The organism is Vibrio sp. sp1 (assembly GCF_016920955.1).
GTDB lineage: Bacteria > Pseudomonadota > Gammaproteobacteria > Enterobacterales > Vibrionaceae > Vibrio > Vibrio alginolyticus.
In genome coordinates this window covers 297,002-323,418 of the sequence record NZ_CP060590.1, presented here as the reverse complement: position 1 = coordinate 323,418, position 26,417 = coordinate 297,002, and the positions used below count along the sequence as shown (strand labels likewise).

The following is a 26,417-nucleotide window of genomic DNA, read 5'->3' as shown; positions in this document are numbered from 1 at the left end:
CTTAAGCAAGCTACAATAACACTATATTGAACGATGCCTATGAACAATAAATGACAAAAGGCATGAGCAAGGAAAGCACTATGTTTATTCACCCCTATACCTCACTGACCTTCGAGCAGTGTCACAAGGCGCGAGTCGCGCGAGACAGTCGTTTTGATGGGCGATTTTATGTGGCGGTAAAAACAACGGGAATCTTTTGTCGTCCGATTTGCCCGGCAAATTTGCCTAAAGAAGAAAATGTTGAGTATTTCGCTGATAAGACGCAAGCCCTTCAAGCAGGGTACCGTCCGTGTTTACGCTGTCGACCTGACAGCGCGCCTGGATCTTGGGCATGGAAAGGTGTCGAGACGACCTTTCAACGAGCGATTTCGTTAATTGATAGAGGGGAGTTGCATCACCATTCGGTGTCTGAGTTGGCTGAGCGTGTTGGGATTTCTGACCGTTACTTACGTATGTTGTTTGAGCAGTATCTAGGTATGTCACCCAAGCAGTATGCGCAATATCAGCAACTAATGTTCGCCAAACAGTTGCTTCACTCCAGCTCTATGTCGGTCACCGACGTGGGGTTTGCGTCAGGTTTTAACAGTACGCGCCGCTTTAACGATGCTTTTCAAAAGTTTCTCAAACTAACGCCTTCTCAAGTACGCCGTAAAGAGTTTGATGGTGCGGGTTGCAATCGAATTGCCTTACCTTATCGAGGTGAGTTGAATTGGTCGCACATGTTGGACTTCTATCGTTTGCGAGCGGTTGAGGGGGTTGAGCTAGTGAGTGATGAGAGTTATCAGCGCAACGTTTTTTTGGATAACAGCAAAGCCTGGTTTAAAGCGACAAAAGGTGAAGGATACTTAGAACTGGCGTTTGAAATTGAAGACGTAACGAAGCTGCAAAACTTGGTGTCTGACATTCGTCGTATGTTCGATCTTGACGCTGATATTTGTACTGTTGAGCAGCATTTGGAGTATGTTGCGCCTGGGCTCGTGTCGAGTAAAGGTATTCGTATTCCTGGTGTATGGAGTGCATGGGAAGCAGGGGTTAGAGCGATTTTAGGCCAGCAAGTGTCGGTTAAAGCTGCGATTGGTCAACTTAACTTATTGGTGGCCACACTTAGTGGAGAGTCAGAAAAACGTTTTTTCCCGACTCCCAGTGATATTGCGAACGCCGACGTGAGCTTTTTGCGCATGCCGCAAAGCCGTAAAGAGACGCTAGTGCGCTTCGCCCAGTTTATGCAGGACAACTCAGAAGCTGACCCCCAACAGTGGCTAGCTTTGAAAGGCATTGGACCTTGGACCGTCAGTTATGCTCAACTGCGAGGGCAATCTCAACCCGATTGCTTTCTAGATAAAGACTTAGTGGTGAAAAAGGCGATGCAGCGTTACCCATCACTGAATACGCACACTGCGGCCCCTTGGGGAAGCTACGCGACGTTTCACTTATGGAATCAATCATGAAAACATTTTATACCGAAATGCCGAGTCCACTAGGAACGGTGACTATCCAATCGAACGCTGAGGGCTTACTTGGCATTTGGTTTGAAACATGCACCACTAAGCCGAGTGAGCTGGGGGTGCGAGACGAGCAGCATCCGGTCTTGCGCCAAGCTGTCACCCAACTGGATGAATACTTTGCTGGTCTGCGCAACGAATTCGACTTGCCCCTTGCAGCGACAGGCACTGATTTTCAAAATCAAGTTTGGCAGGCACTAACGACCATTCCATATGGGGAAACGTGGAGCTATCAAGATCTCGCGAATGCGATAGGTAACCCTAAAGCTGTGCGTGCTGTTGGGTTAGCAAACGGGAAGAATCCGATTTCTATCGTGGTACCTTGTCATCGCGTTATTGGCAAAAGCGGAAAACTGACTGGGTATGCAGGTGGAGTGGAGCGCAAGCAACGTTTGCTCGCGCTGGAGCAAGGTACACCGCTTTAAGTGAGGCGATTCTCATATTGGGATTAAGCGTGCTACACAGGGGTAACGATAGTATAGAGTTTCATATTCGTTATACGAATAGAAAAAGGACAATAAGGACATGCCTTTCAAAACGGATTTTGATGCCTTCATGAGTGAGTGTTGGCAGCATCACGAGGAAAATCCCGAACAAGTTTATGCTCAGCTAGAAACGGCTCTGAGCGAGGTGGAAGACGTTACCCAAATCGAGCGAATATTCGCATTGATGCTGCATACCGCTATTGGGCATCTCCAGTGCCCAGAACAGTTTCTTACTTGTTTAGAGCACTTTGATGAACGCAAGGTTGCTGAGAGTTTGGCATTTCAACGCAGTATTGCCGTTGCGCGCTATTTCGTAGATGGCACTGACAATATGGAATTATTGGAAGAGCAAGAACAACGCCGAGTTTACGCTTTGATTTCGAATGAACTTTCTGCACTTGCTCAGCTTGAACTGGCGAGTCAATGGTTGGTGAAAGCAGCGTTAGGAATGACGCCGAACGATGCAGAAGGGCCATTAGCGCGCGCTATAGCGATCACTGCAAACAACTTAGCATGTCAGTACGAAGCGCTGGCTGAGCGCACGTCCATGGAAAAATCGAAGATGTTAGAAGCAGCAACACTCGCGCTAGACTATTGGAAAGTGGCTGGGGGTTGGATGCAAGAAGAGCGCGCAGAGTATCGCTTAGCGATGAGCTTGCTTAAAGCGGATAAACCGCAAGAAGCCAAAGTGCATGCTGAGCGCTGTGAAGATATTTGTCAGCAACATGGTAGCGACGCGCTTGAGCTGTTCCACGCACATGACTTGCTGATGCAAGTACACTTCCATCTTAGCCAGAAATATAAAGCTAAATTGGATGAAGAGATGCAGCAGCACTGCAAAACGAGCTCGTTGACGTGATCTTAGCGTTGAATGAAAAAAGCCCCGAGCGACTGGCTGGGGGCTTTAGGGTTGTTGACTATGCAGCGATGATTATGCTGCTTGCGCTTTTGCTTGGTATCGTCCTGGTTTATGGTTCATCGCCAAAATCAAGTTCGTAGCGATGGCACCTAGAACAGATAGAGCGATAAGGTGCACATCTACAATCAACAGTGACATCACCACGATGGCACAATCTAACGCCATTTGAACTTTACCCGCTCGAACTCCAAAACGTTCCTGAAGGTACAACGCTAGAATGTTAAAGCCACCCAAACTCATTTTGTGACGGAAAATTACCAACATACCAATTCCAATCAGCCCACCACCCAAAAGTGCCGCATAGAAAGGTTCGATTCGTGAAATCTCAATCACATGATGCAGATGATCGACCGCAAAAGAGACAATCGAAACCGCAATAAAGGTATTGATAGTGAAGCGCCAACCCATGCGCATCACAGATAAAATATAAAAAGGGAGGTTAAGAGCGAAAAATATCTGACCAAAACTGAAGTCACTCACTTTGGTTAGGAAGATCGCCAAACCAGCCGTACCGCCAGTGAGCAATCCTACTTTGCTAAAAAATATCACCCCAAGTGACACCAACGCACTGCCGAGCGTCAGAGCCAAGAGGTTCTCTCTTAGGCTATGATCTTTGTCCATAAATTAATTTCCTTGGTTTAAAAACCGCGCCGGAGATAACACGTCTCACGGACGCGATAGACAATCGCCAAAATAGCAACTAACAAATCGGCCAATAAAATGTCGCGAAAAGTGATGGATGTCGAGTTTTTGGACGAGATTATGATGATATTAACCTGTTTAACATAATGTACACAGATAGAAAAACAACAAGGAAAAGTTATGATTAAGAAAGTTGGCAACACCCAAATCAGCACATTACATCGACTGAGTTGTCACTGTGGAAAAGTTGAGCTGGAACTGGCGTTACCCAATGGTATTGAGAAGCCGAGACGGTGTGACTGTTCTATGTGTCGACGTCGTGGCGCGATTGTCGCGTCTGTACCTTTGAACGGTATTCGTATTGTGCAAGGCGAAGAACTCTTGAAGCAGTATCAATTTAATACACACACTGCGAAGCACTTTTTCTGTGGCGAGTGCGGTATTTATACGCACCATCAGCGTCGTTCTGACCCGAGTGAGTATGGCTATAATGTCGGCTGCTTAGAGGGCGTCAACCCATATGAGTTGGGAGCGATTGAAGTGATGGATGGCGTTAACCATCCATCCGACCGTTAGGTTACATTGCAAGTTAAGTGACTAATTCTAGGTGTTTTTAAGTAAATAAACCGCTATTCATCCACAAGTGTACCGCAATACTGGCGGCATAACCCAAGGCGATGACGGGAGCCCACTTTAGGTGGCCAAAGAAGGTGTATTGTCCACGCGCGGCTCCCATTAAAGCGACGCCTGCCGCGGAGCCAATGGAAAGCAAACTGCCCCCGACACCTGCGGTTAATGTGACGAGTAGCCAGTTGCCCATCGACATGCTTGGTTCCATGGTCAGTACAGCAAACATAACCGGAATGTTATCGACAATTGCAGATAGGACACCAACCATTACGTTTGCCCAGACTGGGTTCCATTGCGTGTACATGACGTTTGAAACCAGTTCGAGGTAGCCAAGTAAACTTAAACCGCCAACACACATCACAACACCGTAGAAGAACAACAAGGTGTCCCATTCGGCTCGAGACACACGATGAAACACATCAAACGGAACCACTGAGCCTAAGCGCTTCAATGCCTGATCATCGCCATTGGCAATTGCCATAGCTGCTTTTTTTGCGAGTGAGTGTTTAAGAGTTTGACGCAAAAAATATCCGAAAAACTGTAAGTAGGCCAAGCCCATCATCATGCCCATAACGGGTGGGAAGTGCAGCAAGGCGTGGAAAGAGACTGCGGTGGCAATCGTCAGAATGAACAACGCGACAATACGCCTTGCCCCGCGTTTTAGCTCAACGTGTTGGTGAATCGTATTCGGTTTTGTGTTTGGAACAAAAAGTGACATCAAAAATGCGGGAACCAAGTAGTTCACCAATGACGGTACAAACAACGGAATGAACTCAGCAAAGCTGACATGACCGGCCTGCCACACCATCAGGGTTGTAATATCACCAAATGGGCTGAATGCACCGCCAGCGTTGGCTGCGATAACAATGTTGATACAAGCAAGATTGACGAACTTAGGATTATCACCAGAGACTTTCATCACTACAGCGCACATCAAAAGGGCCGTAGTTAAGTTATCGGCAATCGGTGAAATGACAAAAGCGAGAAACCCCGTCAGCCAGAACAACTTTTTGAATCCAAAACCTTTACCAACCATCCACGCCTGTAAGGCATCGAAGAGTTTGCGTTCTTCCATTGCGTTGATGTAAGTCATCGCCACGAGCAAAAACAGCAGCAACTCGGCATATTCCAACAAGTTGTGTTCTAGTGCGGATTTGGCGATTTCAGGCTGGTTGTGTTGAGCAAAGGTGTAGCCAATCAGAATCCAAATTAATCCTGCAGCGAGCAGCACTGGCTTGGATTTTCTCATTTTCAGATACTCTTCCAACATAACCAGTATGTAAGCGATCGAAAAGATAATCAGAGCCGCGTAACCGACACCAGAATTAACAAGATTCAGTTCATTGGTTGATGCAGCAAAGGTGGCGCTAGAGAACAACAAACAGCAGAAAGCCACAATTGGATAGATTGGCATAGACATTTCTCCTTTGTCTGGTTGGAGAAATATTAGCCACAAATGAATGAGTTAGTTGTGAGAGAGCTCGAATTAACAGTAGGAGTTAGGAAATGATAGTGTGCGCCACTATTTTCTGAGTGACGCAATGCTTGCTGCGCCGAATAAAACCGCAGCGGCATATAAACCGTAAGTTAACCAGTGACTAATCTCTAAAAAAGGAACGAGTCCTTGACCTGCCCACATACAGCCTCCGTTTAATGAGCAATGTTGTAATAGTCGAGCCAATTTAAAGGAAATGAACAATGTTTTTTGTGAGTGAAAGCAAATTCTGAAGGATTAGAAAGTCAAAAATTGGTCAGTGAGAGAGAAATCTCATTTTTAACTGGCTAGCTCTAACCCTTTTGAGTTAAAGCTAGCTATATCTAGAGCTGAATGCATTTAGCGTAGGAGCCATTTTTTCAACGGTGAAGTGTCAATTGCTTTCACAAGCAGTATGGTTGCAACAATCGTTGCAGGATAAATAAACACATCTTTCGCGAGGTGTTGCAGCCCGATAAATCCAGCGACATTCATCATGACAATTATGATAAGCAGATGGCTAACATATATCCCTAACACGCTAGGAGATAGTTTGAAGACCCAAGGCATGTCGCCAAAATGAGGGTGAGCCAAAAGCCACATAAAGACACCTACAGCCCAGATAACGGTACCGAATAGGAAGTCGTGCGAGTTGAAAGCGATGTCATGTTGCATCAGCCAGTAAGCTTCACCAAAATGCAGTGCCATGCCAAGAATAATGCATCGAACCGTATTGTTTCGCGACCACCGCCACTGCGCTTCTCGTGCGGAATAACCTAGAGCAACTAGCAACGTGCTGAAAAAAGGCCCGTTACGAGTAAAGAAAGGCGCTGGCAGGTCGGTAATGGTCGCGTAACTGCCAGCAAAGACCCCGTATATGTATAGCAATACTGCGGTTGGCAGTATCAGTTGCACCATATTGATATGCACGAGAAAGGCAATTAACGCTACGGCAATGACCAGAGCCGGAATAAACCACAGATGAACGAGTCCGCCTTCGATGAGTGAATTGATCGGGGTTGACATTAAGTACCCCCAATAACCTTGCCTTTCGGCGAGATACCCAGCCTCAGCGACCGTCTGCCATTGGAATGGCATCAGTAAACTGATCATGCTCCAAATGAGCCAAACCTTCATTAACGGTTTGGCGTAGTTCTTAAGAGTATCGATAGGTGAATGACTCAACTTCGGCTGGATTAGATAACCCGAGATGAGAAAGAATAGCGGAACAGCAAAACGAGCCAGTTGGTTGAGCATATAGCCAACCCATGGTATCCCATCCCACTGCCAGTACGTCAGTGCCATCTGGCAATGCAAACCCACAATCGCAAGCATTGCAATGATACGTGCAAACTCTAAGCTGGCTATTTTTTGTTTCTTTGCCATTACATTGTTTACCTAAATAAAAAACTTAGGTGAAAATAGCAGGTTGTTACTGAAGTAATACGTGAAAAAGTCAACAGACTTGCGCTTACATTGAAGCTGTTTTGAAAATTAAGACTTACTTCAAACTTCTTAATTATTAACCTATTAACGCAATCAATACCTGATTCGTGAGTCGAAAATAGCACTGAATAATGGTTAGACCAGTTAACTCGAGATTGCAAAAAAGAACGATCGTGCTAAAAATAAGACTATGCAAAAAGGAAAAGTGACAAAAGAGTTTATTCTGCAGCGGGCTTTCGAGATCGCCAGCGAAGACGGATTAGAAAGTCTTACGATTGGAGAGTTAGCCAAGCAATGCGGTATGTCGAAAAGTGGTCTGTTTGCCCACTTTAATTCGAAGTTGAATTTACAGCTATCGGTGCTTGATCACGCCAATAAAGTGTTCGCTGATCGGGTTATTGAGCCTGCTCGAGAACTCGGGGATGGCAATATCGAGCGTAAAATTCGAGGGTTGCTCGACTCTTGGATGACTTGGAATCACGCATTCCAAGGAAGTTGTATGTTTCTTGACGCTTGGAATGATACGGCAGATAAAGATTGCCCGCTTCAGGCCGGACTGCGTAAATCCATAGACACTTGGCTGAGTTATTTGGAGATCCAAATAGCGAAAGGCAAAGAGAAGCAAGAATTTGCAGCAGACTTAGATACACGCCAAGCAACGTTTGATTTGTACGGTCTCTATTTGAGTGCGCATGTTTTTTACTCAATTAAAGGTGAGCAAGAAAGCTTGCGTCTGTTTTGGCAAGGGATCGACAACTTATTTTCTCGCTGGAAAGGCTAATATCGGTTATTCGCTTCCCAGATTCGTAGACATAAAATCACAAAGAGCGGCTGACTTCGCTCTTTCTTATCAGTATAAAAAGCACGACCGTTCTATTTTGTGCAAAGCTGATAGTTAAGGACATGATTATGAGTGAAAAAATTTACTTTAATACATCGCAACGTTTCAGTATTAAGCGCAGTTTGGTGAACATTAGTACTCGGTTACACCATACACTGGCCCCGTCACATGCAAAGAAGACCGCGCGCAAGCTTCTTCTGACACCGGCTCGTACGCAACCTAAAAATATTGAACCTCAAGGGCTTATCAAAGGTGAAATTAAAGGGCATACAGGCATCATCAAAACCTATACTTTGGGATCTGGACCTATTTGGGTGCTAACTCATGGTTGGTCTGGAACGGCAAGTCAGTTTTATCCACTGATGGAACATATTGCGTCGAAAGGGTTTACTGCTTTGGCGTACGATCATCCGGCACATGGTGAGAGTGAGGGGCAGTATGGGCACATTCCGGGGTTTGTCAGAGGATTAGAAGATGTGTTGGATACGGTCGAGGATATTGTTGGCCTAGTTGGGCACAGCATGGGCACCGCTTCTGCTCTTGAGTGTAGGCACAGTAAGTTAGAAAACAAGCCTTTGCTGCTTATTGCTCCGGTATTAAATTACGTAGAGAACTTATTCGGTAGCATTGCACGTTCCGGTTACTCGATGAAGCTTTTTAATGCTGTGGTTTCAGAAGTTGAAGACCAATTTGGTTATCCGTTACAGTCCATTGATCCGATGAAGCGTTTGTCTGAGCGTCCGTCTCACACCATTATTATTCATGATGAGCAAGACAAGTTCACCAAATACAGTGTCTCGGCAAAAGCGGCTGAAGAGATTAAAAACGTTGAGTTAGTGACAACACAAGGTCAGGGGCATGGTCGAGTGATGAAGTGTGAGCAAGTCTTCAGTAGTTTTGACCGTTTGCTCGATAGTGCTTGGTAACCCTTACTTTTACTGATTGATTCGCTCCGTTTTGCGCTAATTCGATTTGAAAGTAACACCTCAGATTTTTTCGTCTCTGGTGTTGCTCTCCTCGTTAAGAGGTTAAATCCAAAAAGGACAGCCGAAGCTGTCCTTTGTTTATTTAGCAGAAAGTCTGCAAGGCTGAAGTTAGTTACAGTTAGCTACGCCAACTTCTTTCCAAACGCCCCATTCGCCAGATTGGCTAGGATCGTCACCCTGAGTCCACCATTTCGCTTCCCACGTTTTACCTGCGTGAGTCACTTGGTTACCACCTGTGTACACAGCGCTCGCATCCCATGCGTTGTCACAATTACCAGGGTTCGGATCGGTTGTGTGCTGTGCAACAACCACTGTCGCGCTTGCCGATGAAGACGCTTTACCGTCGCTCACACTTACAGTGAAGCTTAAGCTTGTGTCTTGCGGGTATTCCGCAGCAGTGAACGTGACTTTAGAGCCTTCAACCGTTGCATTCAGACCTTGAGGTAGAGTCCAGTTGAATGTCAGGGTATCGTTGTCTGCATCGCTAGACGCAGATGCATCTACAACCACAACGTCACCAGCGTTTGCTGTTGCTGGAGCAACAACTTGCGCTACTGGTGCGTTGTTCACTGGGTCAACAACACCTGCTGGTTTCACTGTTACTACAACGAGGTCAGATGCCGTTGCACCTTCGTTATCAGACACCGTCAGCTTGAAAGTTAATTGCTCTTCAACAGTAACTTCTGCTGCATCAAAGCTTGCTTTCGCTGAGTTTGCACCTGTTAGTACCACTGCTGTGCCAGATACTTGTTCCCAAGCGTAGCTTGCGATGGTGCCGTCAGAGTCGTTTGACAGGCTGCCATCTAGAACCACATTTGCAGGACCTGTTACCGATTGATCTGCGCCAGCGGCTGCGGTTGGCTTACGGTTTGGTTGAGGAACCACACCACCAGCCATACCTTCGTGCATCGCGTTTAGAATGTCACCGTTATCCGCGTCAATTTCCCAAGAGAATAGACCAGCAAGACCAAGAGACTTCGCGTAGCTACCTTTTGCTAGCACTGAACGGTGGTCATCAAATGTGATCAACTCGCCCGTAGTACGGTTCCATACCCATGGTGCTTCTGCTTGTGCATCGTAGCCGTACTCGAAGCCGTTAATACCAGTGTTGTTTGCACCTAGCATGAATGACTTAATGCCTTTGTAGTCAATTACGCCATCTTCCCAAACACCTTGCGCTGTGCTGCCCTTCAGTTTACCTGTAGCAGTACCTGTCATTGGGTCGTTTGGATCGGTTAGCGTATCTGGAGTTACGCCTTCCCAGCCACGACCGTACATTGCTGTACCAAGTACTAGCTTGTTCGCAGGAACGCCTTGAGCAAGAAGAAGTTGGATGCCGTTATCTGTTGTGTAAGCAGGACCTTTGTATGGTTCGCCGTTCTCATCAACGCCACTACCGTCACACTGACCAGGACGCATGAATGAACCACAGTAAAGCGCAGTCTGGTGACCAGGAACGTTGTTCCAACCGCCGTAGAAGTCGTAAGTCATTGCGAAGATGTAATCCATGTACTGCACCGCATCTGCGTAGTCTACGTCTTCAATCTTGTCGTAACCGACACCGATAGCGGACGTTAGCTCGTAAGTACGGCCTGTCTCAGCTTCTAATTCATCAAGCATTACGCGCAGTTCACGCATCAGTGCGATGTATGCTGGGCCATCGTTTACAGGGTCGCCCTTATCGGCAGCTGCACCGCCGCCGCCAGGGAATTCCCAGTCGATGTCAACACCGTCGTAGAATTTCCAAGTTTTCAGGAACTTCTTAACTGATGCGACGAATGTGTCACGGTTTTTCTTGTCCACGAAATCGAAGAATGGGTCAGACAGTGTCCAACCACCGATCGATGGGATGATTTTTAGATCTGGGTTACGTTGTTTCAATGCCATTAGCATTGCGTAGTTACCCTTGATAGGCGTGCTGTATTCATGACCAGCTTGTGGGAAGCTCTTCTGATAAGCAGCCCAAGGGTCATGGATAACGACTTCATAATCAGGCACACCTGTACAAGCAGTTTGTAGCGCGTTGAAACTGTTGCCGCCAACAGACTTCACAGACTCATTTGGGCCACAAATTGGGATAAAACCGTAAAGGATGTGAGTCAAGTTGTCGACCGGCATATTATCGACTGTGTAGTCACGGCCATAGATGCCCCATTCAACAAAATACGTACCCATCACGACGCTTGGATCGGTATTGTAGGTTTTGTTGTTTGGATCAACATTCATCGTTAGTGGCTTCAGGTGAGAACCATCGGTATCTGCAATTGTGATTTCAGCTGGTGCGCTTTTCGCACAACCTGTCGCATCACATGCTTCGATTTCCATTTGGTATAAGCCACCTTGGCCGTATTCAAACGAAGCTGTCGTTTGGCTACCAGTGATAGGGCCGCTTGCTACTTTTACACCATCAAAATAGACGTTGTAAGTGTCACCAGGTGTGCCACTCCACTGGTTAAATTTAACAGTAATCTTCGCTTGCTCATGGTATTTCACCATGTCGTAGTAGCCTGACGTGGTTTCCATCGCGAGTTCAATTTTAGAAAACTGAAGGTTGTTGGAACCGTACATATCGATACTTGGTGCGGTTGGAGCCGCAACTGCAGCGCCTGATAGCGCTAAAGCAACTCCAGCTGCACATAGGTTAAATCGAATCATAACTTCTCTCTCAATCCTTGGATTCATGTTCTACCTAGAACATAGGCTGCTCTTGCACCAGATAAGATGATTGGATTTACTCCACGTGCAAAAGCATCACACTCAGCATTTCAGAGAGTTTTTTTTCGTCAAAAAAAATTAAGACGGTTTTCGAGGCACTTGAGAGAACTTAACTAAAACTCGCACTCTGTTACACAGAAAGTGTCAGACTGAGTCAATAATTTATAAAATCTCAGCAGAAACTAAAATTATTGTTTACTCAGTAACGAGTTAGTTAAATGCGATGAAGGCCTTATTTTGTTGTTTATTAAGGTTTTGTTTCATTGATATAGAAAGAGAATTGAAAGGAAAAATAGCCGTGAAGACGTATTAGTCACGGCTGAAGTGTTCACTCAACGCGGCGCGACGTTTAGAGGCTGCACCGGTTTCAGAGCCCTGAACGGTATGCTCAAATCCTTTACGAATGAATCGCTGATCTGGAATAAGAGGCTCAATACGGCGTATTTGAGGTGAAAGATGAGAGCCCGAGATCTGATACGATGTCTTTCCTAATCCGGTATTCAACGTGATGACCTTGCCATCGAATTCAAATTCCGTCGTAATAAGTCGATGGTTTCGGTATACCCCATCTTCAGTGAAAACGAGACGTTCTGTTTGGTAGGGTGGCGCGCCAATCTCAATCCATTCGCCGTACACCTTTTCCGGATCAATGTGGTCTTGATAGGAGAGGTGGATTTGATAGCCAAAAAACGTCAACAGACCCATCCCGAAGCAGACAAATGTACTCTTGAGGATTTTGGATTGGTGGCGAGCCAAAAATGAAAGTTTTGGTTCTTGTCGTGCTTTTCGCCTTCGGCGAGTCGAGTCCGTCATAGATCTAATTTTCTCCACTTTTTTAACATGGTGGAAACCTTCCTTTTTAAAAACAAACAATCCCGCCATTGAGACGACGAAACTATGATCTAATGTCCACTTTTACATTCAGATACACATCTTATTGATAGTTTTATTGTTTGCTCACATTCATTACTTCGCAGGTTTTCTTGCTCGGTTTAGGTCGCCTGATTAATCCTTGCGAAAAAAGGTTCTCGCTCAGTAGTAAAGGATGTGCGTTATTACGTTGAGTTTAATGGCTTTCAAAGCTTGAGTAACGGAAAGAAACAAGGTAAAAAAGAGCGGACTTTTGATAAGGAAACCAATAATGAATATTAAGGAAAATAGCTATTTTGCTGGTAGTGTAAAATCACTAGGCTTTAACCAGAAAGATCAGGATGTTAGCGTTGGTGTGATGCTTCCTGGTGAGTACACGTTTGGTACTCAAGCACCAGAGCGTATGACGGTTGTAAAAGGTGCGCTTGTGGTCAAGCGTGTTGGCGAGAGCGATTGGACGACTTATCAAAGTGGTGAGTTTTTTGAAGTGGAAGGTAATTCTTCATTTGAGCTTCAAGTGAAAGAAGCGACTGCGTATTTATGTGAGTACTTCTAGCGTTCATTTGTTGCTCGTCATAAAACCACCTTCGGGTGGTTTTTTCGTCTATGTGCTTCACTTATAACGCATCTTTTTGGTTATTTGGGTATATACTTAATAAAAATGTACCCATCGACCAGGGAGGAAGTGATGGCAGTACAACGCAAGCATTCTGATCTCCCTCCTCGTTACGAGGACAAAGATCTCACCAATGAGCAAAGACAGCGCTTTACCGAAGTTGCCAATGCCGCTCATAAGAGACGTGAATTTTATCGACGTGCTCTAGGAAAGAGCTTAATGGGCAAAATGAAGGGCCGTGCGTTTAAAGATCACCCCACTCGTCAGCAAGACAAGCCGAACAGAACGTTGCAAGTAGTGTGGTTAATCGTATTCCTCGTTGTGGGGCTTTGGGTGATGCATGTGTTCGCTTAGTCATTAGCAAGCTTCTGGTACCGCTGGCGCATCAGATGTTGACTGTTCTTCCGTATTGCAGTGCTCATAAAAGGCGTACTGGTTTTTACCAGTATGTTTAGCTGCGTACATTGCTTTATCTGCACATCGAGTCAATTCAGACAAATCCTTTGCATCTTGCTTATAGATAGCAGCACCTACACTCATTGTTAACTCGTTAATCATATCGTAGCTTCGGTAACCTGTCGGAAACAGATTCACGATCCGTTTTAGGATGCTGTCGAGGTCATCTTTACTTTTTACATCGTAAAGCATGATTACAAACTCGTCGCCCGCAAATCGAGCGATGGAGTAGTCGTGTTTATCTGTTTTTCTGTCTTTGTTGCGAATGTTATTTTTTAATCGAGTGGCGAAGGCTTGAAGTACTTGGTCACCAATATCGTGCCCGTAGGTGTCGTTGATGTGCTTGAAGTTATCGATATCGAGAAAGACCAATGCGGTGATGCTGTCATCAGATGAGTGCTTGATTTCATCGAGCTTTGCGCGCGCCCAAGTCTCAAAGCTCCAGCGATTGGCAAGCCCAGTGAGCTGGTCAAAATATGCTAACTCCTCAATCCCCTCACGATACAGTGTTTGAATGTAATTGAGGACTTTCGTGTAGTAATACGAGAACGTGTGACACACAAACGCGGTCGCTATCAGGGTCAGCATCAATCTCCGCTCTATGATTTCTGTGGCTGTTGGCAGTCGATCTAAAAAAGCGACCCCAAAAAAGATCAGTAAAATGTAGGTGCCACTGAACAGCAGACCGACCTTAAACTCATTAATTAATACCAGAGTGGCGACAATAGGATATAGCCATAACATTTTGCCTGACGGAGCGTCGTTATACAGAAGTAACAATAACCCTTCGAACATTAAGACAGCACTTAGCCATAAGTCGGCGTATTGATGGTGCCGCTGGACTTTTATTACATAACTGATTGCTAAGCATGCCAGGGCACATAAAGCATGGAAAAAGCTTAAACCCCAGTTATTCTCAAGTGATTGAGCAATGGAACCATAAGTTAAACAGGCAGCGGCGATACTGGAGCATAAAAAGACAATTTTCTTTTTTCTTGTTGAGCGGATGTCCGCCATTTCTTCTAAGCGCGCCCCAGCCAATGTCGACATTACGTATCCTTGCTTAATTAACGTGTACGCTTATTCTAGGCGGTATTTTCGCGATAAATAGAACAACAAAGTTTCCAAATGTGATATCAGTCATTTTTAGTGCAAAGCCATCAGTGTGATTTGGTGCGAGTGTTCAAAGAGGAATGGTGGCGCATGCAGGTTTTCATGACGGTTCTTCATGGCTCTATATGGTTGGACTGATAATTCAAAGTAATGTATCTAGTTAGACGCATTTCTATTGATTATCCTGATTCTGTTCGGTGCTCGTTGATTGAGAGTATTGTTCACCAATCTCTGCTCTACGTATCGTCAAGGCATATGTCGTTTCGAAAATGCATTAGAAATATTTTTCCGAAACAGGGCGAAATATTGTTGTCGTTATGACCAATATGCGACTAGAATCCGCGCTAAATCACAACCTCATATCGAGCTTCGTTCGAGTCACTATTTTTAAACTGCTTCACAAATATTGTGAGGCAGTTTTTAGTTGTAGGAAAGGTTACAAGCATGCCTAAAAGCCAAAACATCAACCAACGAATGTCCATCGTGGCATTAGCTTGGCCAATTCTTGTCGAAATTTTGCTACGGACGGCTTTAGGAACCAGTGACGTGTTCATGCTGAGTGGCTACTCAGACAAAGCCGTATCCGCTGTTGGTGTGATCACGCAGATTACCTTCTTTTTAATCATCGTTTCGACGTTTGTCAGTAGCGGTACGGGGATTTTGATTGCCCAATACAATGGCGCTGGACGCGAGCAAGAGTCAGTGAGCGTTGGTGTTGCGAGTATTGCGCTGTCTGTGCTCGTCGGTGTGCTATTGAGTGTGATTGCCGTACTTGGTGCGATATACCTACTCCCGTATTACGGCTTGGAAGCGCAAGTTGAGCAGTACGCTCATGAATATCTGCTGATAAGCGGTGCGATGACGTTTAACGTTACGATTGGCGTTGTTTTTACAACTATTCTGCGTAGTCATGGTTATTCACGTTCCCCAATGGTGGTGAATTTGATCTCGGGTGTGTTCAACATCATTGGTAACTATATTGCGCTTTACCAGCCATTCGGTTTACCTGTGTATGGTGTGCAAGGTGTAGCAATAGCAACCGTCGTCAGCCAAGTCATCGGTACGTTAATGTTATGGTTTATTCTCGCTCGCAGCAGCATTGAACTACCGATGTCGACCATGAAACAAGTGCCCGCAGAGATTTACAAAAAGATCTTAAAAATCGGCGGCATGAACGCGGGTGAAGTGCTGTCTTACAACGTGGCGCAAATCTGCATTGTGTATTTTGTGGTGCAAATGGGGACGGCATCGTTGGCGGCTTTCACTTATGCACAAAACATTGCCCGTTTCTCGTTTGCTTTCGCGTTGGCAATTGGTCAGGCAGCGCAAATTCAGACTGGTTACTACATCGGTAAAGGTTGGGTGAGTAGCATTTTAAAACGCGTACAAATCTACTTCTTAGTGGGGTTTGTGGCATCAACGGCGGCAACCACACTGATTTACCTGTTTAGAGAAGAGATTCTACGCGTGTTTACCGATCAACCGGAAATACTCGCATTGGCAAGCTCGTTAGTCATGGGCTCAATTTTGCTCGAAGCCGGACGTGTGTTTAACCTGATTTTTATCGCGGGGCTCAAAGGCGCGGGTGACATCAAGTTCCCAGTGCAAATGGGGATTTTGAGTATGTGGGGATTAGGCGTGCTTTTCTCTTACATCTTTGGCATCCACTTGGGTTATGGCGTTTTAGGGGCTTGGATGGCAATCGCACTCGATGAATGGGTACGTGGTATCATCATGGCAAGACGTTGGCGCTCTCAGGTGTGGACCAAGTTTAAGGTGAGCTAACGGTTTTCGGTATTGCGCATCACGCTTATTCTGTTGTTAGAAAACAAAAAAGGCACTGTTAGTCAGTGCCTTTTTGTTATTTAAAATCGGGAAGACGTTAGAATTCGCACTCAGCTTTGAACATCATGCGCTCTTTGCTGTATGGATGATCCAGCTCTAGCATCTCAGCATGCAGGTGCAAGCGATTCGCTTTTTCGCCGTATAAACCATCACCAACCATCGGCATGTTTAACCCCATGTGATGAGCACTGTGTACACGTAGTTGGTGAGTTCTCCCTGTTTTCGGATACATGTATACCTTGCTGCGTCCATCTTTGACTTCAATCAGTTGCCAGTAGGTTTCTGCATGTTTCCCGTGTTCAAAACACACCAGTTGACGTGGGCGGTCGTCGGGGTCACCACGCATTGGCAGTGAAATTTCCCCTTCAGGCTCGTTTAATACGCCTTCGAGCAGTGCCATATAACGTTTTTTTACGCCGCGAGCCATAAACTGTTTTTGCAGACTTTTGTTCGCGCGCTTGGTTAAGGCAAACACCAAAATGCCAGAGGTCGCCATGTCGAGGCGATGAATCACAAACGGCCCTTCCACATCAGGGTACATCGCTTGTAGGCGCGTATAAGCAGAGTCCTTGATAGTTTTACCAGGCACTGAAAGTAAGCCCGAGGGCTTGTTGACGACGACCATAGCGTCGTCTTGGTAGATTATCTCTAGCTCTTTGTCTTCTGCCCAATTCTCCGCCAATGGGTTAGGTTCGACATCCAGCCCTTGCATCATATGACCTAAAATCGGCTGACATTTGCTGTTGCACGATGGGTAGAATTTTTTGTGTTGGCGAACTTCAGACTTTGGCGAAACACCCCACCAAAATTCTGCCAACGCCAGCGGTTTGAATTCGTGTTTAAACGCGTATTGGAGCAGTTTTGGCGCAGCACATTCCCCTGCACCTGCTGGTGGTATTGGGTTTGTGGTGTCCGCAAAAATGTCCACCAAGTCGCGTGCTTCGCCATGGCTGTTTAGGAAGCGGTATTGTTTATGCAGTTTGTGCTGTAAAGCGTTGGAGAGTGTCTTGCGCTGCTCTTTCAGATGAGCAAGTTGCTGCTCTAACTCGGCCAAGCGCGCTTCTTTGATTGCAAGCTTTTCATCCCACGCTTGCTTTAAGTATTTGAGAACGTTTTTCTCGGCGACACTTTGCTTACCCAACTCATCCAACAAGATTTTGAGATCATCGGCATTGAGCGTTTGCTCGCCCTGTTGGCGCTGTCGCTTGCGTGCTGCTCGGCCATCAATCATCGCTTGGCGCTGTGTTTGCTCCTCTTGCTGATAAGCGGCTCGGTCGGCTTGGATTTGCGCTTTAAGATCCGCCACTTCCGGATTCGCGGCACAGGTTTTGTACTCCGTATTGGCGGCGTTGATGGCATCCGTTTCTGCGCGGAAGAAGCCTTCATCGGTCAGCATGTCGTACACAGGAGGGACAAATCCTGGAATCAAGTTTTGGTCAGCAATTTTGCCAGAAAATGCACTTAAAAAGCCGAGCTCGCCTTGAGGGCTTTCTACCAGCAATACGCCAAACATTTTGCCTCGCCCCGTTTCTTCATTAACCAAACCAAAATCGTGTTCGAAGTCGGTTTGCGCTAATAAGTGCTGTTGCAATTGCTTTGCGGCCATAACGCAAAGCGGATGCGGCGTGTAGTAGAACGGAAACGTAAACTGCGTTGGTAATTCATAGTCAGAAGTATCAGCAGTAAAACGAGTAAAACAATGTTCAGGCGAGTGCATGGTGGGTATCCGCGCGAGTAAAAATTCGAGCGAGGATTGTACCTGTTTGAGTCAGGATTGCCATGTCGGTGTTGGCACTCGCTCTTGGATTAAGAACAAGAGCGAGTGGGGAAGAGCTTATTGCAGTTTTTGTAATGCAAGCTTCCACTGTGCCGGTTTGTCGTAGTAGGCCGAGTGCGGCAAGGTCAGGTACTCGCCATTTACTTCTGCAATCAGGGTTGGATAACCACCAACGTGCAACTGGCGCATCAATTGTCGGCTAGAGCGAATTCTCTCGTTTAGCTCGGCTTCGCTTAACGTCATGTTTTGCTCCCACGCATCACTTGCTAAACCTAGCGATTCTGCAATGGCTTTGAGCGTCGATGCTTCATTCACTTTTAACCCGAGCTGATAATGCGCGGATTGGATGGCCTTTAGCATGTGCCATGGATTGAGCCCCATTTTCTCCGCACTCAAGATCGCTTGTGTTGGTAGATAAGAATCAAGAACAAACGCATCTTCGCTTTTCACGCGTTGCAGATATGCTTCACCAAACGTTGCTCCGGTTTCGGTTGCGATACGAGCGTCACTGTTGATGATGTGCTGACGAAATTCAGATTCAATCGCGCGTTTCTCAATCATACCGCCGGGATGAAGCTCTACCTTAAATTGAGAGGTGTCCATCAAGGCTTCGATGAGTGGTGATGCCCCGTAGCACCAACCACACATGGGATCGAAGAAGTAATGCACGGTTACCATGACATTTCACCAGTATGCACTTTTGCACCGATTTCTAGCGCGATTGGCAATTGAGCTTCTGGGTATTTCGCTGACATGGTGTCAATGAGTTGAGCGCTGTTATTGCTGTGTTTTTTCGCTTGCTGAAAATCCTGCAAGTATTGTTGCGAGTAGCGAATGGTGTCTGCGTTCAGCTTTGTGCCTGCTTTCATGTGACCAGGAATGACCACTTGAGGTTTAAGCGCAAGCATCTCGCTAAGTTGCTGCTCCCAAGCATTGATGGCGGTTTGGTCTGCGGCATCTGCCATCCACAAATGTACGTTTGAGTACACGGCTACGTTACCCAGAATCGCTTTGTTATCTGGAATCCATAGGTAAGGGCGGTGTGCTGATGTGCCATGGTTACCACGGATTTCAATCTTATGACCTTCTAGCTCTAATGATGCTTTGTCGTACGCGACAGGGATCACTGGTTTTACCGGTGCGTTTGCGCCAAGCTTTGGTCCCCAGTACGCCAGCTTTCCAGCCAATTTCTCTTTAATCATTTTTTGAACCGCAGGCGTTGCGATGATCTGCGCATCAGGGAACTGTTGGTGTAGGGCCTCTGCGCCAAAGTAGTAGTCTGGGTCCGCTTGGCTGATAAAAATGGTTTTAAGCGTTTTGCCTGAGTCCAACACTTTAGCGGCAATGCGCATTGCGTCAGCTTTGGTGAATCCAGTGTCGATGACCATGGCGTCAGTCTCACCGTATACCAAGGTTGAGTTAGCGTGGAAGCTGTTACCGTCGGCGTTGTAAACCTCAAGAGTAAGGGGAGAGTGGTTTGCCGCTAGGACAGGGCTTGCCATTAAAACGGATGCAGTAATCAAAGTGAATTTTTTCATAATAAGCTCCTAAAGAATTTGGGGCCAAGCGACGATGGCTTGGGAACGGGAGCTATATTAGGAAATTGATACGCTCGGAAAAATACACAATAATGTGCATCACTATTTCTTATTTCGAGCAAATGTATGGATAGAGTAACGGCAGCAAAAGTATTTGTAGATGTGGTGTATTCTGGCAGTTTTACCGCGACCGCAGAACGGTTAGACATGTCTCGACCAATGGTAACTCGTTATGTAGAGGCGATGGAGAACTGGCTGCAAACTCGTTTATTACACCGCACCACGCGCAAGGTGTCCCTCACCACCGCAGGGGAGCGCAGCTTGCCTCAGATTGAGCGCTGGTTAAAACAGGCCGATACATTAACGTCGAACATTGCCGCTGATGGTGAGCTGTCCGGAAAAATCCGTCTTGCGTCTAGTACTTCATTTGGATTCTCACAGTTGATCCCCGTAGTAAACCGTTTTATGCAAAAGCACCCCAAAGTGCATATCGACATAGATCTGCAAGATTCAGTGAGTGATCTAACCGAACAACGTATCGATCTGGCGATCCGAATTGCGTCAGATCCCGATCCTTCTTTGATTGGTAAGCCGATTGCGGTGTGCGAATCGGTGTTGGTAGCATCACCGCAATATTTACAAACTCACCACGCGATCGCGCATCCGCGAGATTTATCTTCACACGACTGTTTGGGATACAAAAACTTTGAGCGTCACGTGTGGCATTTGTCTCAGGGCGACCAGTTCGAATCGGTGGGAATTGAGTGTCGCCTAACCAGCAATGAGGCCACGGCGTTATTGCATGGCGCTTTACAAGGCATGGGTATTTCGATGTTGCCAACTTACTTGAGCAATATCTATCTCAAATCGGGTCAGCTTGAGTCGGTGTTGCCGGATTGGAAGCCAAATGATCTCAACATTTACGCGCTGTATTCATCACGTAAACACTTGTCTCCTGCGGTGAGAGCTTTCATCGATCACAGTGAAGATTACTTTAAACAGCACCCTTGGTGAATGCGAAAAGCGTCGTCATCCCGACTTGAGATTCATACAAGATCCTGTACCTTACATGGATATATTTTCGCAGCATCATTTAGAGTTTTCGTTAATGTCACAAGTTTGCATCAAATTTATTGCTTCCGATATGGATGGCACATTGCTTGACCAGTACGGTCGTTTGGATCCAGAGTTTTTCGATCTGTTTTTGCAACTGGAAGAGCAAGGCATTTTGTTCTCCGCTGCGTCTGGTCGTCAGTATTACAGCCTGCGAGACACGTTCGCGCCAATCAAAAACAGACTGTTGTATGTGGCTGAAAACGGCACCTTGGTGATGTACCAAGACAAAGAGCTCTACAGTTGCGCCATTCCTAAAGCGGAAGTGGCGGAGATTGTGAAAGCGGCTCGTGAAATTGATGGAGCGAACATCGTATTGTGTGGCAAGCGCTCGGCGTACATCGAAACGCATGATCAGCAATCGCTGGAAGAATTTCAAAAGTACTACCACCGCTGTGAATATGTGCCGGATTTGCTTGAGGTCGAAGACGAGTTTATTAAGGTAGCAATTTGTCACTTTGACGGTTCGGAAGAGCTCCTGTTTCCGACCATGAACGCTAAGTTTGGCGCAACGCATAAAGTCGTGGTGAGTGCAAAAATCTGGCTGGATGTGATGAATGCCGAGGCCTCTAAAGGTGCGGCCATTCAGCATCTTCAAGAGACGATGAATTTTACTCCGGCAGAAACCATGACGTTTGGTGATTACCTCAATGACCTCGAAATGCTGCAAGTCAGTGAGCATTCGTACGCGGTTGCCAACGCGCACGAAGAGATTAAGAAAATTGCTCGTTATTCTGCGCCAAGCAACCAAGAGGCTGGGGTACTCAAAGTGATTAAAGAGAAAGTGTTAGCGAAGTAACGCTCATTTATTCGATGTTATTTTCTTCTTCACGTAAAAAGCCCCGCAGTGTATGCGGGGCTTTGTTTTTTTTGTGTGTGTGGTGGGAGGGGGTAGTAATGTTCCCGTTTTAGCGTACGTACTTGGCGGTTGCGCTGACTAAAAAGTGTTGCAATTTCCCGTCTGATTTTGGCACCCACAAGTCGTTATGATAATGGTAAATACGGCCATTGATGGTCACAGACAAGGTATTATCACCCGTTTGCTCCATGCGAATAAACTGATCCGAAGTGACCAAAAACGGCTCTTGCTCTTCAATGCTCTGGCCCGTTGCCAATACGAAGTAGCCGAATCGGTTGCCAGCATCCGGATCGGTTGAGTAGATTCGATGTCCAACGAGGCTGTAGTCGTCGTTGAGTGCCTGCTCAAGCGTTTTTTGCCCGATGGTTTCGTGCGATGGAATAAATACCCAAGCCAACACACCTGCCGCAATGACTGCCAGTAGAAGCAGTACTTGCATGAACTTTCTCATCATATATACCGTTTAACGTTGAAATTTCATTTTGTACATGCGCTTATCCGCTATGCTGATAAGAAAGTCAACATTGTCACTGTCTTTAGGGTATTGCGCTAAGCCCATGCTTGTTGAAAGTGTTGAGACTTTATCGGAGTTTAATATTTGTGCATCAAAGACGGTATTTATCTGCTCACGTACGTTCTCTTCATTGAGATGTTCACCTTCAAGGATAACCGCGAACTCATCTCCTCCCATGCGATAAACAGTAAAATCATTGAGTGCCATAGAATTAAGCCGCCTAGCGATTTCCCGCAGTACAGTGTCGCCAACTTGGTGTCCGTGTGTGTCGTTGACTTCTTTAAAACCATTTAAATCTAGAATCCAGAGAGAAAAGGGCCTTTTTTCTTGAGTAAATTTGTTTAGGGTAATGAATAGTGCATTGCGGTTCCCTAGGTTCGTCAAAGGGTCGCTGAGCGCCAATTTTCTATGAAAATGGGATTCACGATAAAAGAAATAAGTTAGAGAGATAATCGACAAAACGAACGTCGCAAACAACATATATTGTGCTTGCATTAAGCGCTGGGTTTGACCTTTTTGTGCTTCATAAGCTTTACTGCTTAGGCGGAAGTTTTGATTAACGAAGTCTATTAAGCCTAAATATAGTGTTTGAGTTGAACGATAAAATGCAGCAGCAGCTTGGCTGTCACCTGTTCTAGCTTCTACTAGTTGTTTTTCTAGCTCTTTGAACTCTTCAAAAAGATTAATGAAGTAAAGGTGCATGTTGTTCCGAGAAAAGAACTTATTGGCTTTCGTGCTACTGGTCAATAAGTCAAAGCGGCTCCACGCTAACTCGTATTGAAGCTCTGCACCATCAATATTCAATACGTTTTCATCTAACCGTCTGGCCTCGCCGACAAGTTCTGATAGTTCTTTGGAGAGTTGGAATAAAAACCAAGTCGCTTGTTTTTGTTCGTTATTAAAATTTTGTGAGAGTGAACGTGTTTGCTGTAAAAGCACGACATTCGCGAGAAGCAAAGAAACGGCAAACACCACCAGCAGCATTTTGCTGGTGGTAGAATATTGCAATATTCTTTGTTTCTTAGAATAGGGTTCTGATAACTTCATTCTTATTATTTTTCTTTTATTTCATTTACTTGCCATACCATTTGCGCATGATATTTATTGTAGTTTAGCTCTGGATAGAGATTGAGTGGATATATCACCCAGAAAGGGCCTTTATTCCTGACTTTTATGTAATTCTGATCTTGTTGATAAGCCAGTATTGGTTGATATCGAAGAATATCTTGTCGGGACAATGTCGAGTGATAGTCGTTTAAGCTGCTGATATCAACCTGCTCTGGTACCTTTCCGTAGACGTGTGTAAGAAGCGTGCTGAGTTTAACGCCTAAAAACTCTGACGAAGCAGGAAGCCAAGGCAATGTCATCGTGTAGCTAGTGGTAGGTAAAGCTTGGATCTCTTCCAGTTCCAGTATGACACTAGGCTGCTGGCTACTACTAAATACGATCGTATTTGCAGACAAGAATGGCGCAACAAAAAACAGACCTAGCGCGACTATCTTTTTCATCATATGCCCTTTTGAGTTTTATTCTTTTTTCTTAGCTAGGACAAAGGTGCTAGCGGTAATTTATTTATAATTATAGAGCCAACCGGATGAGATTTTATAATACGTTATGTTTCAAAAATAACTGTCGGTTTACGTCACGTCAAGGTTATTAAGTTGCTTCTTAATTAAAAGCTCAGAGTATTGGGATGATGGTAGAGTTTCGTAATGATTTCGCGGTATTTAATTGGTTTTTAGTGCAACTTTGTTTCATTTTTAATAAAGATACTGTGTCGGAAATGAGAATTTAATAAGGCGAGAAATGGACGTCGAATTTGTTCTTAAGTTACATTATTTTACATATTTAAATCATCGATATTCAGATATGTATTTGTTAGTACGTAAAGAAAATAAAGTCACCTAGTTTTGGTGACTTTATTTTTTATTTCATGAGCTTACTTAAATTAACTATGCAAACAAATATTTTGCATGGAAGTTGAGGTGCTCTTCAATAAAGCTTGAGATGAAGTAATAGCTATGGTCATAGCCTGGTTGCATTCTCAAGGTTAGGTTTGAATCGTGTATTTTTGCCGCAGCAATCAGCGCTTCCGGTCTAAGCTGCTCATTTAAGAAGCCATCAGCATCACCTTGATCAACCAAAATTGGTAATGGTGATTGTTGTTGTTTTAGAAGTTCACTTGCATCGTATTGCTTCCAGCTTTCAAGCTCCTTGCCTAAGTAAGCAGTAAAGGCTTTTTGTCCCCAAGGGCATTGCATTGGGTTACTGATTGGACTGAACGCTGAAATAGAACGGTACTGTTCTGAATTTTTCAGACCAATGGTGAGCGCTCCGTGGCCGCCCATACTGTGACCGGAAATTGACTTCACGTCAGAGACTGGGAAGTTACTTTCGATGATCGCAGGCAACTCCTCAGTCACATAGTCGTACATACAGTAATGCAGTGACCAAGGTGCTTGCGTCGCATTAAGGTAAAAGCCAGCTCCTTTTCCTAGGTCATAGCTTTCGTCGTCAGCGATACCTTCGCCTCTCGGACTTGTGTCTGGTGCAATGATCGCAATGCCAAGCTCGGCCGCCATACGAAATGCGCCCGCTTTCTGCATAAAGTTCTCATCGGTACACGTTAAACCAGAGAGCCAGTATAGCGCGGGTACGGGATTTGATTTCGTTGCGTTAGGTGGCAAGAATATCGCGAAGCGCATGGTGCAGTTTAGGGCATTGGATTCGTGTGTATATTGCTTGTGCCAACCGCCAAACACTTTGGCTTGGCTTACATTTTCAATGGTCATGAATAAACTCTCTAATTAGCAGAAGGAATTCAGGCTCCCCAAAAGGAGAGCCTGAGGCAGCATTATTGATCCATATGGATAACTGTTCGGATGCTCTTACCTTCATGCATCAGATCAAACGCTTTGTTGACGTCTGCTAATCCCATTGTGTGGGTAATGAACTCCTGTAAGCCGAATTCACCAGCCATGTAACGGTTTACGATTTCTGGAAGCTCAGAGCGACCTTTAACGCCACCGAAAGCGCTGCCACGCCATACACGACCAGTTACCAGTTGGAATGGACGAGTTGAGATCTCTTGACCTGCACCAGCAACACCAATGATGACTGACTCACCCCAACCTTTGTGACAGCACTCAAGTGCTTGGCGCATCACGTTTACGTTACCGATACATTCGAATGAGTAGTCAACACCACCGTCTGTCATTTCAACAATCACTTCTTGAATTGGCTTGTCGAATTTTTGTGGGTTGATTACGTCAGTTGCACCAAGTTGTTTCGCTAGGTCGAATTTGCTTTCGTTGATGTCTACACCGATGATGCGGCTGGCACCAGCCATGCGAGCACCGATGATTGCAGAAAGACCGATACCGCCGAGACCAAAGATTGCCACTGTGTCGCCTTTTTCAACTTTAGCTGTGTTTAATACCGCACCCATACCAGTGGTTACGCCACAACCTAGAAGACAAACTTCTTCAAGTGGTGCTTCTTTGTTTACTTTCGCTAGTGAGATTTCTGGAAGAACCGTGTACTCAGAGAAAGTAGAACAACCCATGTAGTGGAAGATAGTTTCGCCGTTGATAGAGAATCGGCTTGTGCCATCTGGCATTAGGCCTTTACCTTGCGTTTCACGAACGGCCTGACATAGGTTCGTTTTGCCAGATTTACAGAACTTACACTCACCACATTCAGCAGTGTAAAGTGGGATAACGTGGTCGCCAACTTCAACGCTTGTTACGCCTTCGCCAACCATTTCAACGATACCGCCACCTTCGTGACCAAGGATTGAAGGGAAGATACCTTCTGGATCGTCACCTGATAGTGTGAATGCGTCAGTGTGACAAACACCAGTTGCTACGATGCGTACTAGCACTTCGCCGGCTTTTGGAAGTTGTACATCAACTTCTTCCATTTTAAGCGGCTCACCTGCAGCCCAAGCGACCATTGCTTTTGATTTTATGTGAGTTTGACCAGGTTTGATTTCAAGCGACATTGGATGTTTCCTTTATATTTTCAGTATATGGAGTGACGTAATAAGCGTAGTTAAGGTTTGCTTACCGCGCTTC

The 26,417-nt window shown here is 45.5% G+C and carries 25 protein-coding genes; 11 read left to right on the top strand and 14 right to left on the bottom strand.

Translation table 11 applies throughout. From position 1 onward, the window contains the following. Positions 1 to 80 precede the first annotated feature (80 nt). The 3 genes from H9L11_RS17010 to H9L11_RS17000 all read left to right on the top strand — a co-directional run bounded on the left by H9L11_RS17010 (position 81) and on the right by H9L11_RS17000 (position 2,846). Positions 81 to 1,448 carry an AlkA N-terminal domain-containing protein gene (locus tag H9L11_RS17010; RefSeq protein WP_064376353.1) on the top strand — a complete coding sequence of 456 codons (1,368 nt, stop codon included), beginning with the start codon at positions 81 to 83 and terminating at the stop codon, positions 1,446 to 1,448. Continuing rightward, positions 1,445 to 1,927: a methylated-DNA--[protein]-cysteine S-methyltransferase gene (locus H9L11_RS17005; RefSeq protein WP_005374431.1), complete on the top strand. Its 483-nt coding sequence runs from the start codon at positions 1,445 to 1,447 to the stop codon at positions 1,925 to 1,927. Before H9L11_RS17010 ends, H9L11_RS17005 begins: the two co-directional genes overlap by 4 nt. Before the next feature lie 100 nt (positions 1,928 to 2,027). After that, the gene (locus tag H9L11_RS17000; protein WP_064376354.1) at positions 2,028 to 2,846 is read left to right on the top strand and encodes a hypothetical protein; all 819 of its coding nucleotides are present in this window, start codon (positions 2,028 to 2,030) and stop codon (positions 2,844 to 2,846) included. A gap of 72 nt (positions 2,847 to 2,918) precedes the next feature. Here H9L11_RS17000 and H9L11_RS16995 read toward each other — a convergent pair whose 3' ends face one another. After that, a complete protein-coding gene (locus H9L11_RS16995) occupies positions 2,919 to 3,527 on the bottom strand; it encodes a YitT family protein (RefSeq protein WP_033907220.1) in 609 nt (202 codons plus the stop codon). A 201-nt stretch (positions 3,528 to 3,728) separates the two neighbouring features. On the opposite strand from H9L11_RS16995, the gene H9L11_RS16990 reads away from it, so the two are divergent. Then, positions 3,729 to 4,124, top strand: a complete 396-nt coding sequence (locus tag H9L11_RS16990; RefSeq protein WP_205391304.1) for a GFA family protein — start codon at positions 3,729 to 3,731, stop codon at positions 4,122 to 4,124. A 37-nt stretch (positions 4,125 to 4,161) separates the two neighbouring features. Here the strand turns inward: H9L11_RS16990 and nhaD are convergent, their stop codons facing one another. Both nhaD and H9L11_RS16980 read right to left on the bottom strand, forming a co-directional pair. Beyond that, on the bottom strand, positions 4,162 to 5,592 hold the full coding sequence (nhaD, locus tag H9L11_RS16985; protein WP_017633821.1) for a sodium:proton antiporter NhaD: 1,431 nt from the start codon (positions 5,590 to 5,592) through the stop codon (positions 4,162 to 4,164). A 420-nt stretch (positions 5,593 to 6,012) separates the two neighbouring features. Beyond that, positions 6,013 to 7,038 carry an acyltransferase family protein gene (locus tag H9L11_RS16980; RefSeq protein WP_033907218.1) on the bottom strand — a complete coding sequence of 342 codons (1,026 nt, stop codon included), beginning with the start codon at positions 7,036 to 7,038 and terminating at the stop codon, positions 6,013 to 6,015. Positions 7,039 to 7,288: 250 nt separating this feature from the next. Between H9L11_RS16980 and H9L11_RS16975 the strand changes: the two genes are divergently transcribed. Then, on the top strand, positions 7,289 to 7,879 hold the full coding sequence (locus H9L11_RS16975) for a TetR/AcrR family transcriptional regulator (protein ID WP_005374416.1): 591 nt from the start codon (positions 7,289 to 7,291) through the stop codon (positions 7,877 to 7,879). Between the two features lie 128 nt (positions 7,880 to 8,007). Continuing rightward, a complete protein-coding gene (locus H9L11_RS16970; protein ID WP_205391303.1) occupies positions 8,008 to 8,865 on the top strand; it encodes an alpha/beta fold hydrolase in 858 nt (285 codons plus the stop codon). Between the two features lie 168 nt (positions 8,866 to 9,033). On the opposite strand, the gene H9L11_RS16965 is transcribed toward H9L11_RS16970, so the two are convergent. Together H9L11_RS16965 and H9L11_RS16960 are read right to left on the bottom strand one after the other, a co-directional pair. Then, positions 9,034 to 11,580, bottom strand: a complete 2,547-nt coding sequence (locus H9L11_RS16965) for a glycosyl hydrolase family 18 protein (RefSeq protein WP_203345512.1) — start codon at positions 11,578 to 11,580, stop codon at positions 9,034 to 9,036. Between the two features lie 369 nt (positions 11,581 to 11,949). Further along, positions 11,950 to 12,453 carry a DUF2850 domain-containing protein gene (locus tag H9L11_RS16960; RefSeq protein WP_053304032.1) on the bottom strand — a complete coding sequence of 168 codons (504 nt, stop codon included), beginning with the start codon at positions 12,451 to 12,453 and terminating at the stop codon, positions 11,950 to 11,952. Between the two features lie 328 nt (positions 12,454 to 12,781). Between H9L11_RS16960 and H9L11_RS16955 the strand changes: the two genes are divergently transcribed. Next, positions 12,782 to 13,066 carry a pyrimidine/purine nucleoside phosphorylase gene (locus H9L11_RS16955; RefSeq protein WP_005383244.1) on the top strand — a complete coding sequence of 95 codons (285 nt, stop codon included), beginning with the start codon at positions 12,782 to 12,784 and terminating at the stop codon, positions 13,064 to 13,066. 132 nt (positions 13,067 to 13,198) lie between these two features. Next, positions 13,199 to 13,480, top strand: a complete 282-nt coding sequence (locus H9L11_RS16950; protein WP_005374405.1) for a hypothetical protein — start codon at positions 13,199 to 13,201, stop codon at positions 13,478 to 13,480. Positions 13,481 to 13,483: 3 nt separating this feature from the next. On the opposite strand, the gene H9L11_RS16945 is transcribed toward H9L11_RS16950, so the two are convergent. After that, positions 13,484 to 14,632: a GGDEF domain-containing protein gene (locus H9L11_RS16945; protein WP_025768745.1), complete on the bottom strand. Its 1,149-nt coding sequence runs from the start codon at positions 14,630 to 14,632 to the stop codon at positions 13,484 to 13,486. A gap of 507 nt (positions 14,633 to 15,139) precedes the next feature. On the opposite strand from H9L11_RS16945, the gene H9L11_RS16940 reads away from it, so the two are divergent. Beyond that, the gene (locus tag H9L11_RS16940; RefSeq protein ID WP_017633826.1) at positions 15,140 to 16,480 is read left to right on the top strand and encodes an MATE family efflux transporter; all 1,341 of its coding nucleotides are present in this window, start codon (positions 15,140 to 15,142) and stop codon (positions 16,478 to 16,480) included. A gap of 97 nt (positions 16,481 to 16,577) precedes the next feature. On the opposite strand, the gene H9L11_RS16935 is transcribed toward H9L11_RS16940, so the two are convergent. The 3 genes from H9L11_RS16935 to H9L11_RS16925 form a co-directional block, all read right to left on the bottom strand. Beyond that, on the bottom strand, positions 16,578 to 18,257 hold the full coding sequence (locus tag H9L11_RS16935; protein ID WP_205391302.1) for a pseudouridine synthase: 1,680 nt from the start codon (positions 18,255 to 18,257) through the stop codon (positions 16,578 to 16,580). Positions 18,258 to 18,374: 117 nt separating this feature from the next. Then, positions 18,375 to 18,995 (bottom strand): DsbA family protein, encoded by a 621-nt coding sequence (locus H9L11_RS16930; protein ID WP_021484323.1) that lies wholly within the window; start codon positions 18,993 to 18,995, stop codon positions 18,375 to 18,377. Further along, positions 18,989 to 19,855, bottom strand: a complete 867-nt coding sequence (locus tag H9L11_RS16925; RefSeq protein ID WP_205391301.1) for an MBL fold metallo-hydrolase — start codon at positions 19,853 to 19,855, stop codon at positions 18,989 to 18,991. The genes H9L11_RS16930 and H9L11_RS16925 overlap by 7 nt, the downstream gene beginning before the upstream one ends. 126 nt (positions 19,856 to 19,981) lie before the next feature. On the opposite strand from H9L11_RS16925, the gene H9L11_RS16920 reads away from it, so the two are divergent. After that, on the top strand, positions 19,982 to 20,869 hold the full coding sequence (locus H9L11_RS16920) for a LysR family transcriptional regulator (protein WP_054729168.1): 888 nt from the start codon (positions 19,982 to 19,984) through the stop codon (positions 20,867 to 20,869). 94 nt (positions 20,870 to 20,963) lie between these two features. Then, on the top strand, positions 20,964 to 21,767 hold the full coding sequence (locus tag H9L11_RS16915) for an HAD family hydrolase (protein ID WP_205391300.1): 804 nt from the start codon (positions 20,964 to 20,966) through the stop codon (positions 21,765 to 21,767). Between the two features lie 109 nt (positions 21,768 to 21,876). Here the strand turns inward: H9L11_RS16915 and H9L11_RS16910 are convergent, their stop codons facing one another. The 5 genes from H9L11_RS16910 to H9L11_RS16890 all read right to left on the bottom strand — a co-directional run bounded on the left by H9L11_RS16910 (position 21,877) and on the right by H9L11_RS16890 (position 26,344). Then, positions 21,877 to 22,266: a hypothetical protein gene (locus H9L11_RS16910; RefSeq protein WP_017633832.1), complete on the bottom strand. Its 390-nt coding sequence runs from the start codon at positions 22,264 to 22,266 to the stop codon at positions 21,877 to 21,879. A gap of 24 nt (positions 22,267 to 22,290) precedes the next feature. Next, entirely contained in the window at positions 22,291 to 23,388 is a 1,098-nt protein-coding gene (locus H9L11_RS16905; RefSeq protein WP_005383270.1) for a GGDEF domain-containing protein, read from the bottom strand. Between the two features lie 5 nt (positions 23,389 to 23,393). After that, entirely contained in the window at positions 23,394 to 23,849 is a 456-nt protein-coding gene (locus H9L11_RS16900) for a hypothetical protein (RefSeq protein WP_005374384.1), read from the bottom strand. 444 nt (positions 23,850 to 24,293) lie between these two features. Beyond that, the gene (gene fghA, locus H9L11_RS16895) at positions 24,294 to 25,133 is read right to left on the bottom strand and encodes an S-formylglutathione hydrolase (protein WP_005374382.1); all 840 of its coding nucleotides are present in this window, start codon (positions 25,131 to 25,133) and stop codon (positions 24,294 to 24,296) included. Positions 25,134 to 25,195: 62 nt separating this feature from the next. Beyond that, complete coding sequence (locus H9L11_RS16890; protein ID WP_017633834.1) at positions 25,196 to 26,344, bottom strand: S-(hydroxymethyl)glutathione dehydrogenase/class III alcohol dehydrogenase; 1,149 nt, start codon at positions 26,342 to 26,344, stop codon at positions 25,196 to 25,198. Positions 26,345 to 26,417: the final 73 nt, after the last annotated feature.

What these genes read in the sequence shown, in the direction of transcription:
- H9L11_RS17010 (WP_064376353.1), top strand. Translation starts at nt 81, where the DNA reads ATGTTTATTCACCCCTATACCTCACTGACCTTCGAGCAGTGTCACAAG.
- H9L11_RS17005 (WP_005374431.1), top strand. Translation starts at nt 1,445, where the DNA reads ATGAAAACATTTTATACCGAAATGCCGAGTCCACTAGGAACGGTGACT.
- H9L11_RS17000 (WP_064376354.1), top strand. Translation starts at nt 2,028, where the DNA reads ATGCCTTTCAAAACGGATTTTGATGCCTTCATGAGTGAGTGTTGGCAG.
- H9L11_RS16995 (WP_033907220.1), bottom strand. Translation starts at nt 3,527, where the DNA reads ATGGACAAAGATCATAGCCTAAGAGAGAACCTCTTGGCTCTGACGCTC.
- H9L11_RS16990 (WP_205391304.1), top strand. Translation starts at nt 3,729, where the DNA reads ATGATTAAGAAAGTTGGCAACACCCAAATCAGCACATTACATCGACTG.
- nhaD (WP_017633821.1), bottom strand. Translation starts at nt 5,592, where the DNA reads ATGCCAATCTATCCAATTGTGGCTTTCTGCTGTTTGTTGTTCTCTAGC.
- H9L11_RS16980 (WP_033907218.1), bottom strand. Translation starts at nt 7,038, where the DNA reads ATGGCAAAGAAACAAAAAATAGCCAGCTTAGAGTTTGCACGTATCATT.
- H9L11_RS16975 (WP_005374416.1), top strand. Translation starts at nt 7,289, where the DNA reads ATGCAAAAAGGAAAAGTGACAAAAGAGTTTATTCTGCAGCGGGCTTTC.
- H9L11_RS16970 (WP_205391303.1), top strand. Translation starts at nt 8,008, where the DNA reads ATGAGTGAAAAAATTTACTTTAATACATCGCAACGTTTCAGTATTAAG.
- H9L11_RS16965 (WP_203345512.1), bottom strand. Translation starts at nt 11,580, where the DNA reads ATGATTCGATTTAACCTATGTGCAGCTGGAGTTGCTTTAGCGCTATCA.
- H9L11_RS16960 (WP_053304032.1), bottom strand. Translation starts at nt 12,453, where the DNA reads ATGACGGACTCGACTCGCCGAAGGCGAAAAGCACGACAAGAACCAAAA.
- H9L11_RS16955 (WP_005383244.1), top strand. Translation starts at nt 12,782, where the DNA reads ATGAATATTAAGGAAAATAGCTATTTTGCTGGTAGTGTAAAATCACTA.
- H9L11_RS16950 (WP_005374405.1), top strand. Translation starts at nt 13,199, where the DNA reads ATGGCAGTACAACGCAAGCATTCTGATCTCCCTCCTCGTTACGAGGAC.
- H9L11_RS16945 (WP_025768745.1), bottom strand. Translation starts at nt 14,632, where the DNA reads ATGTCGACATTGGCTGGGGCGCGCTTAGAAGAAATGGCGGACATCCGC.
- H9L11_RS16940 (WP_017633826.1), top strand. Translation starts at nt 15,140, where the DNA reads ATGCCTAAAAGCCAAAACATCAACCAACGAATGTCCATCGTGGCATTA.
- H9L11_RS16935 (WP_205391302.1), bottom strand. Translation starts at nt 18,257, where the DNA reads ATGCACTCGCCTGAACATTGTTTTACTCGTTTTACTGCTGATACTTCT.
- H9L11_RS16930 (WP_021484323.1), bottom strand. Translation starts at nt 18,995, where the DNA reads ATGGTAACCGTGCATTACTTCTTCGATCCCATGTGTGGTTGGTGCTAC.
- H9L11_RS16925 (WP_205391301.1), bottom strand. Translation starts at nt 19,855, where the DNA reads ATGAAAAAATTCACTTTGATTACTGCATCCGTTTTAATGGCAAGCCCT.
- H9L11_RS16920 (WP_054729168.1), top strand. Translation starts at nt 19,982, where the DNA reads ATGGATAGAGTAACGGCAGCAAAAGTATTTGTAGATGTGGTGTATTCT.
- H9L11_RS16915 (WP_205391300.1), top strand. Translation starts at nt 20,964, where the DNA reads ATGTCACAAGTTTGCATCAAATTTATTGCTTCCGATATGGATGGCACA.
- H9L11_RS16910 (WP_017633832.1), bottom strand. Translation starts at nt 22,266, where the DNA reads ATGCAAGTACTGCTTCTACTGGCAGTCATTGCGGCAGGTGTGTTGGCT.
- H9L11_RS16905 (WP_005383270.1), bottom strand. Translation starts at nt 23,388, where the DNA reads ATGAAGTTATCAGAACCCTATTCTAAGAAACAAAGAATATTGCAATAT.
- H9L11_RS16900 (WP_005374384.1), bottom strand. Translation starts at nt 23,849, where the DNA reads ATGAAAAAGATAGTCGCGCTAGGTCTGTTTTTTGTTGCGCCATTCTTG.
- fghA (WP_005374382.1), bottom strand. Translation starts at nt 25,133, where the DNA reads ATGACCATTGAAAATGTAAGCCAAGCCAAAGTGTTTGGCGGTTGGCAC.
- H9L11_RS16890 (WP_017633834.1), bottom strand. Translation starts at nt 26,344, where the DNA reads ATGTCGCTTGAAATCAAACCTGGTCAAACTCACATAAAATCAAAAGCA.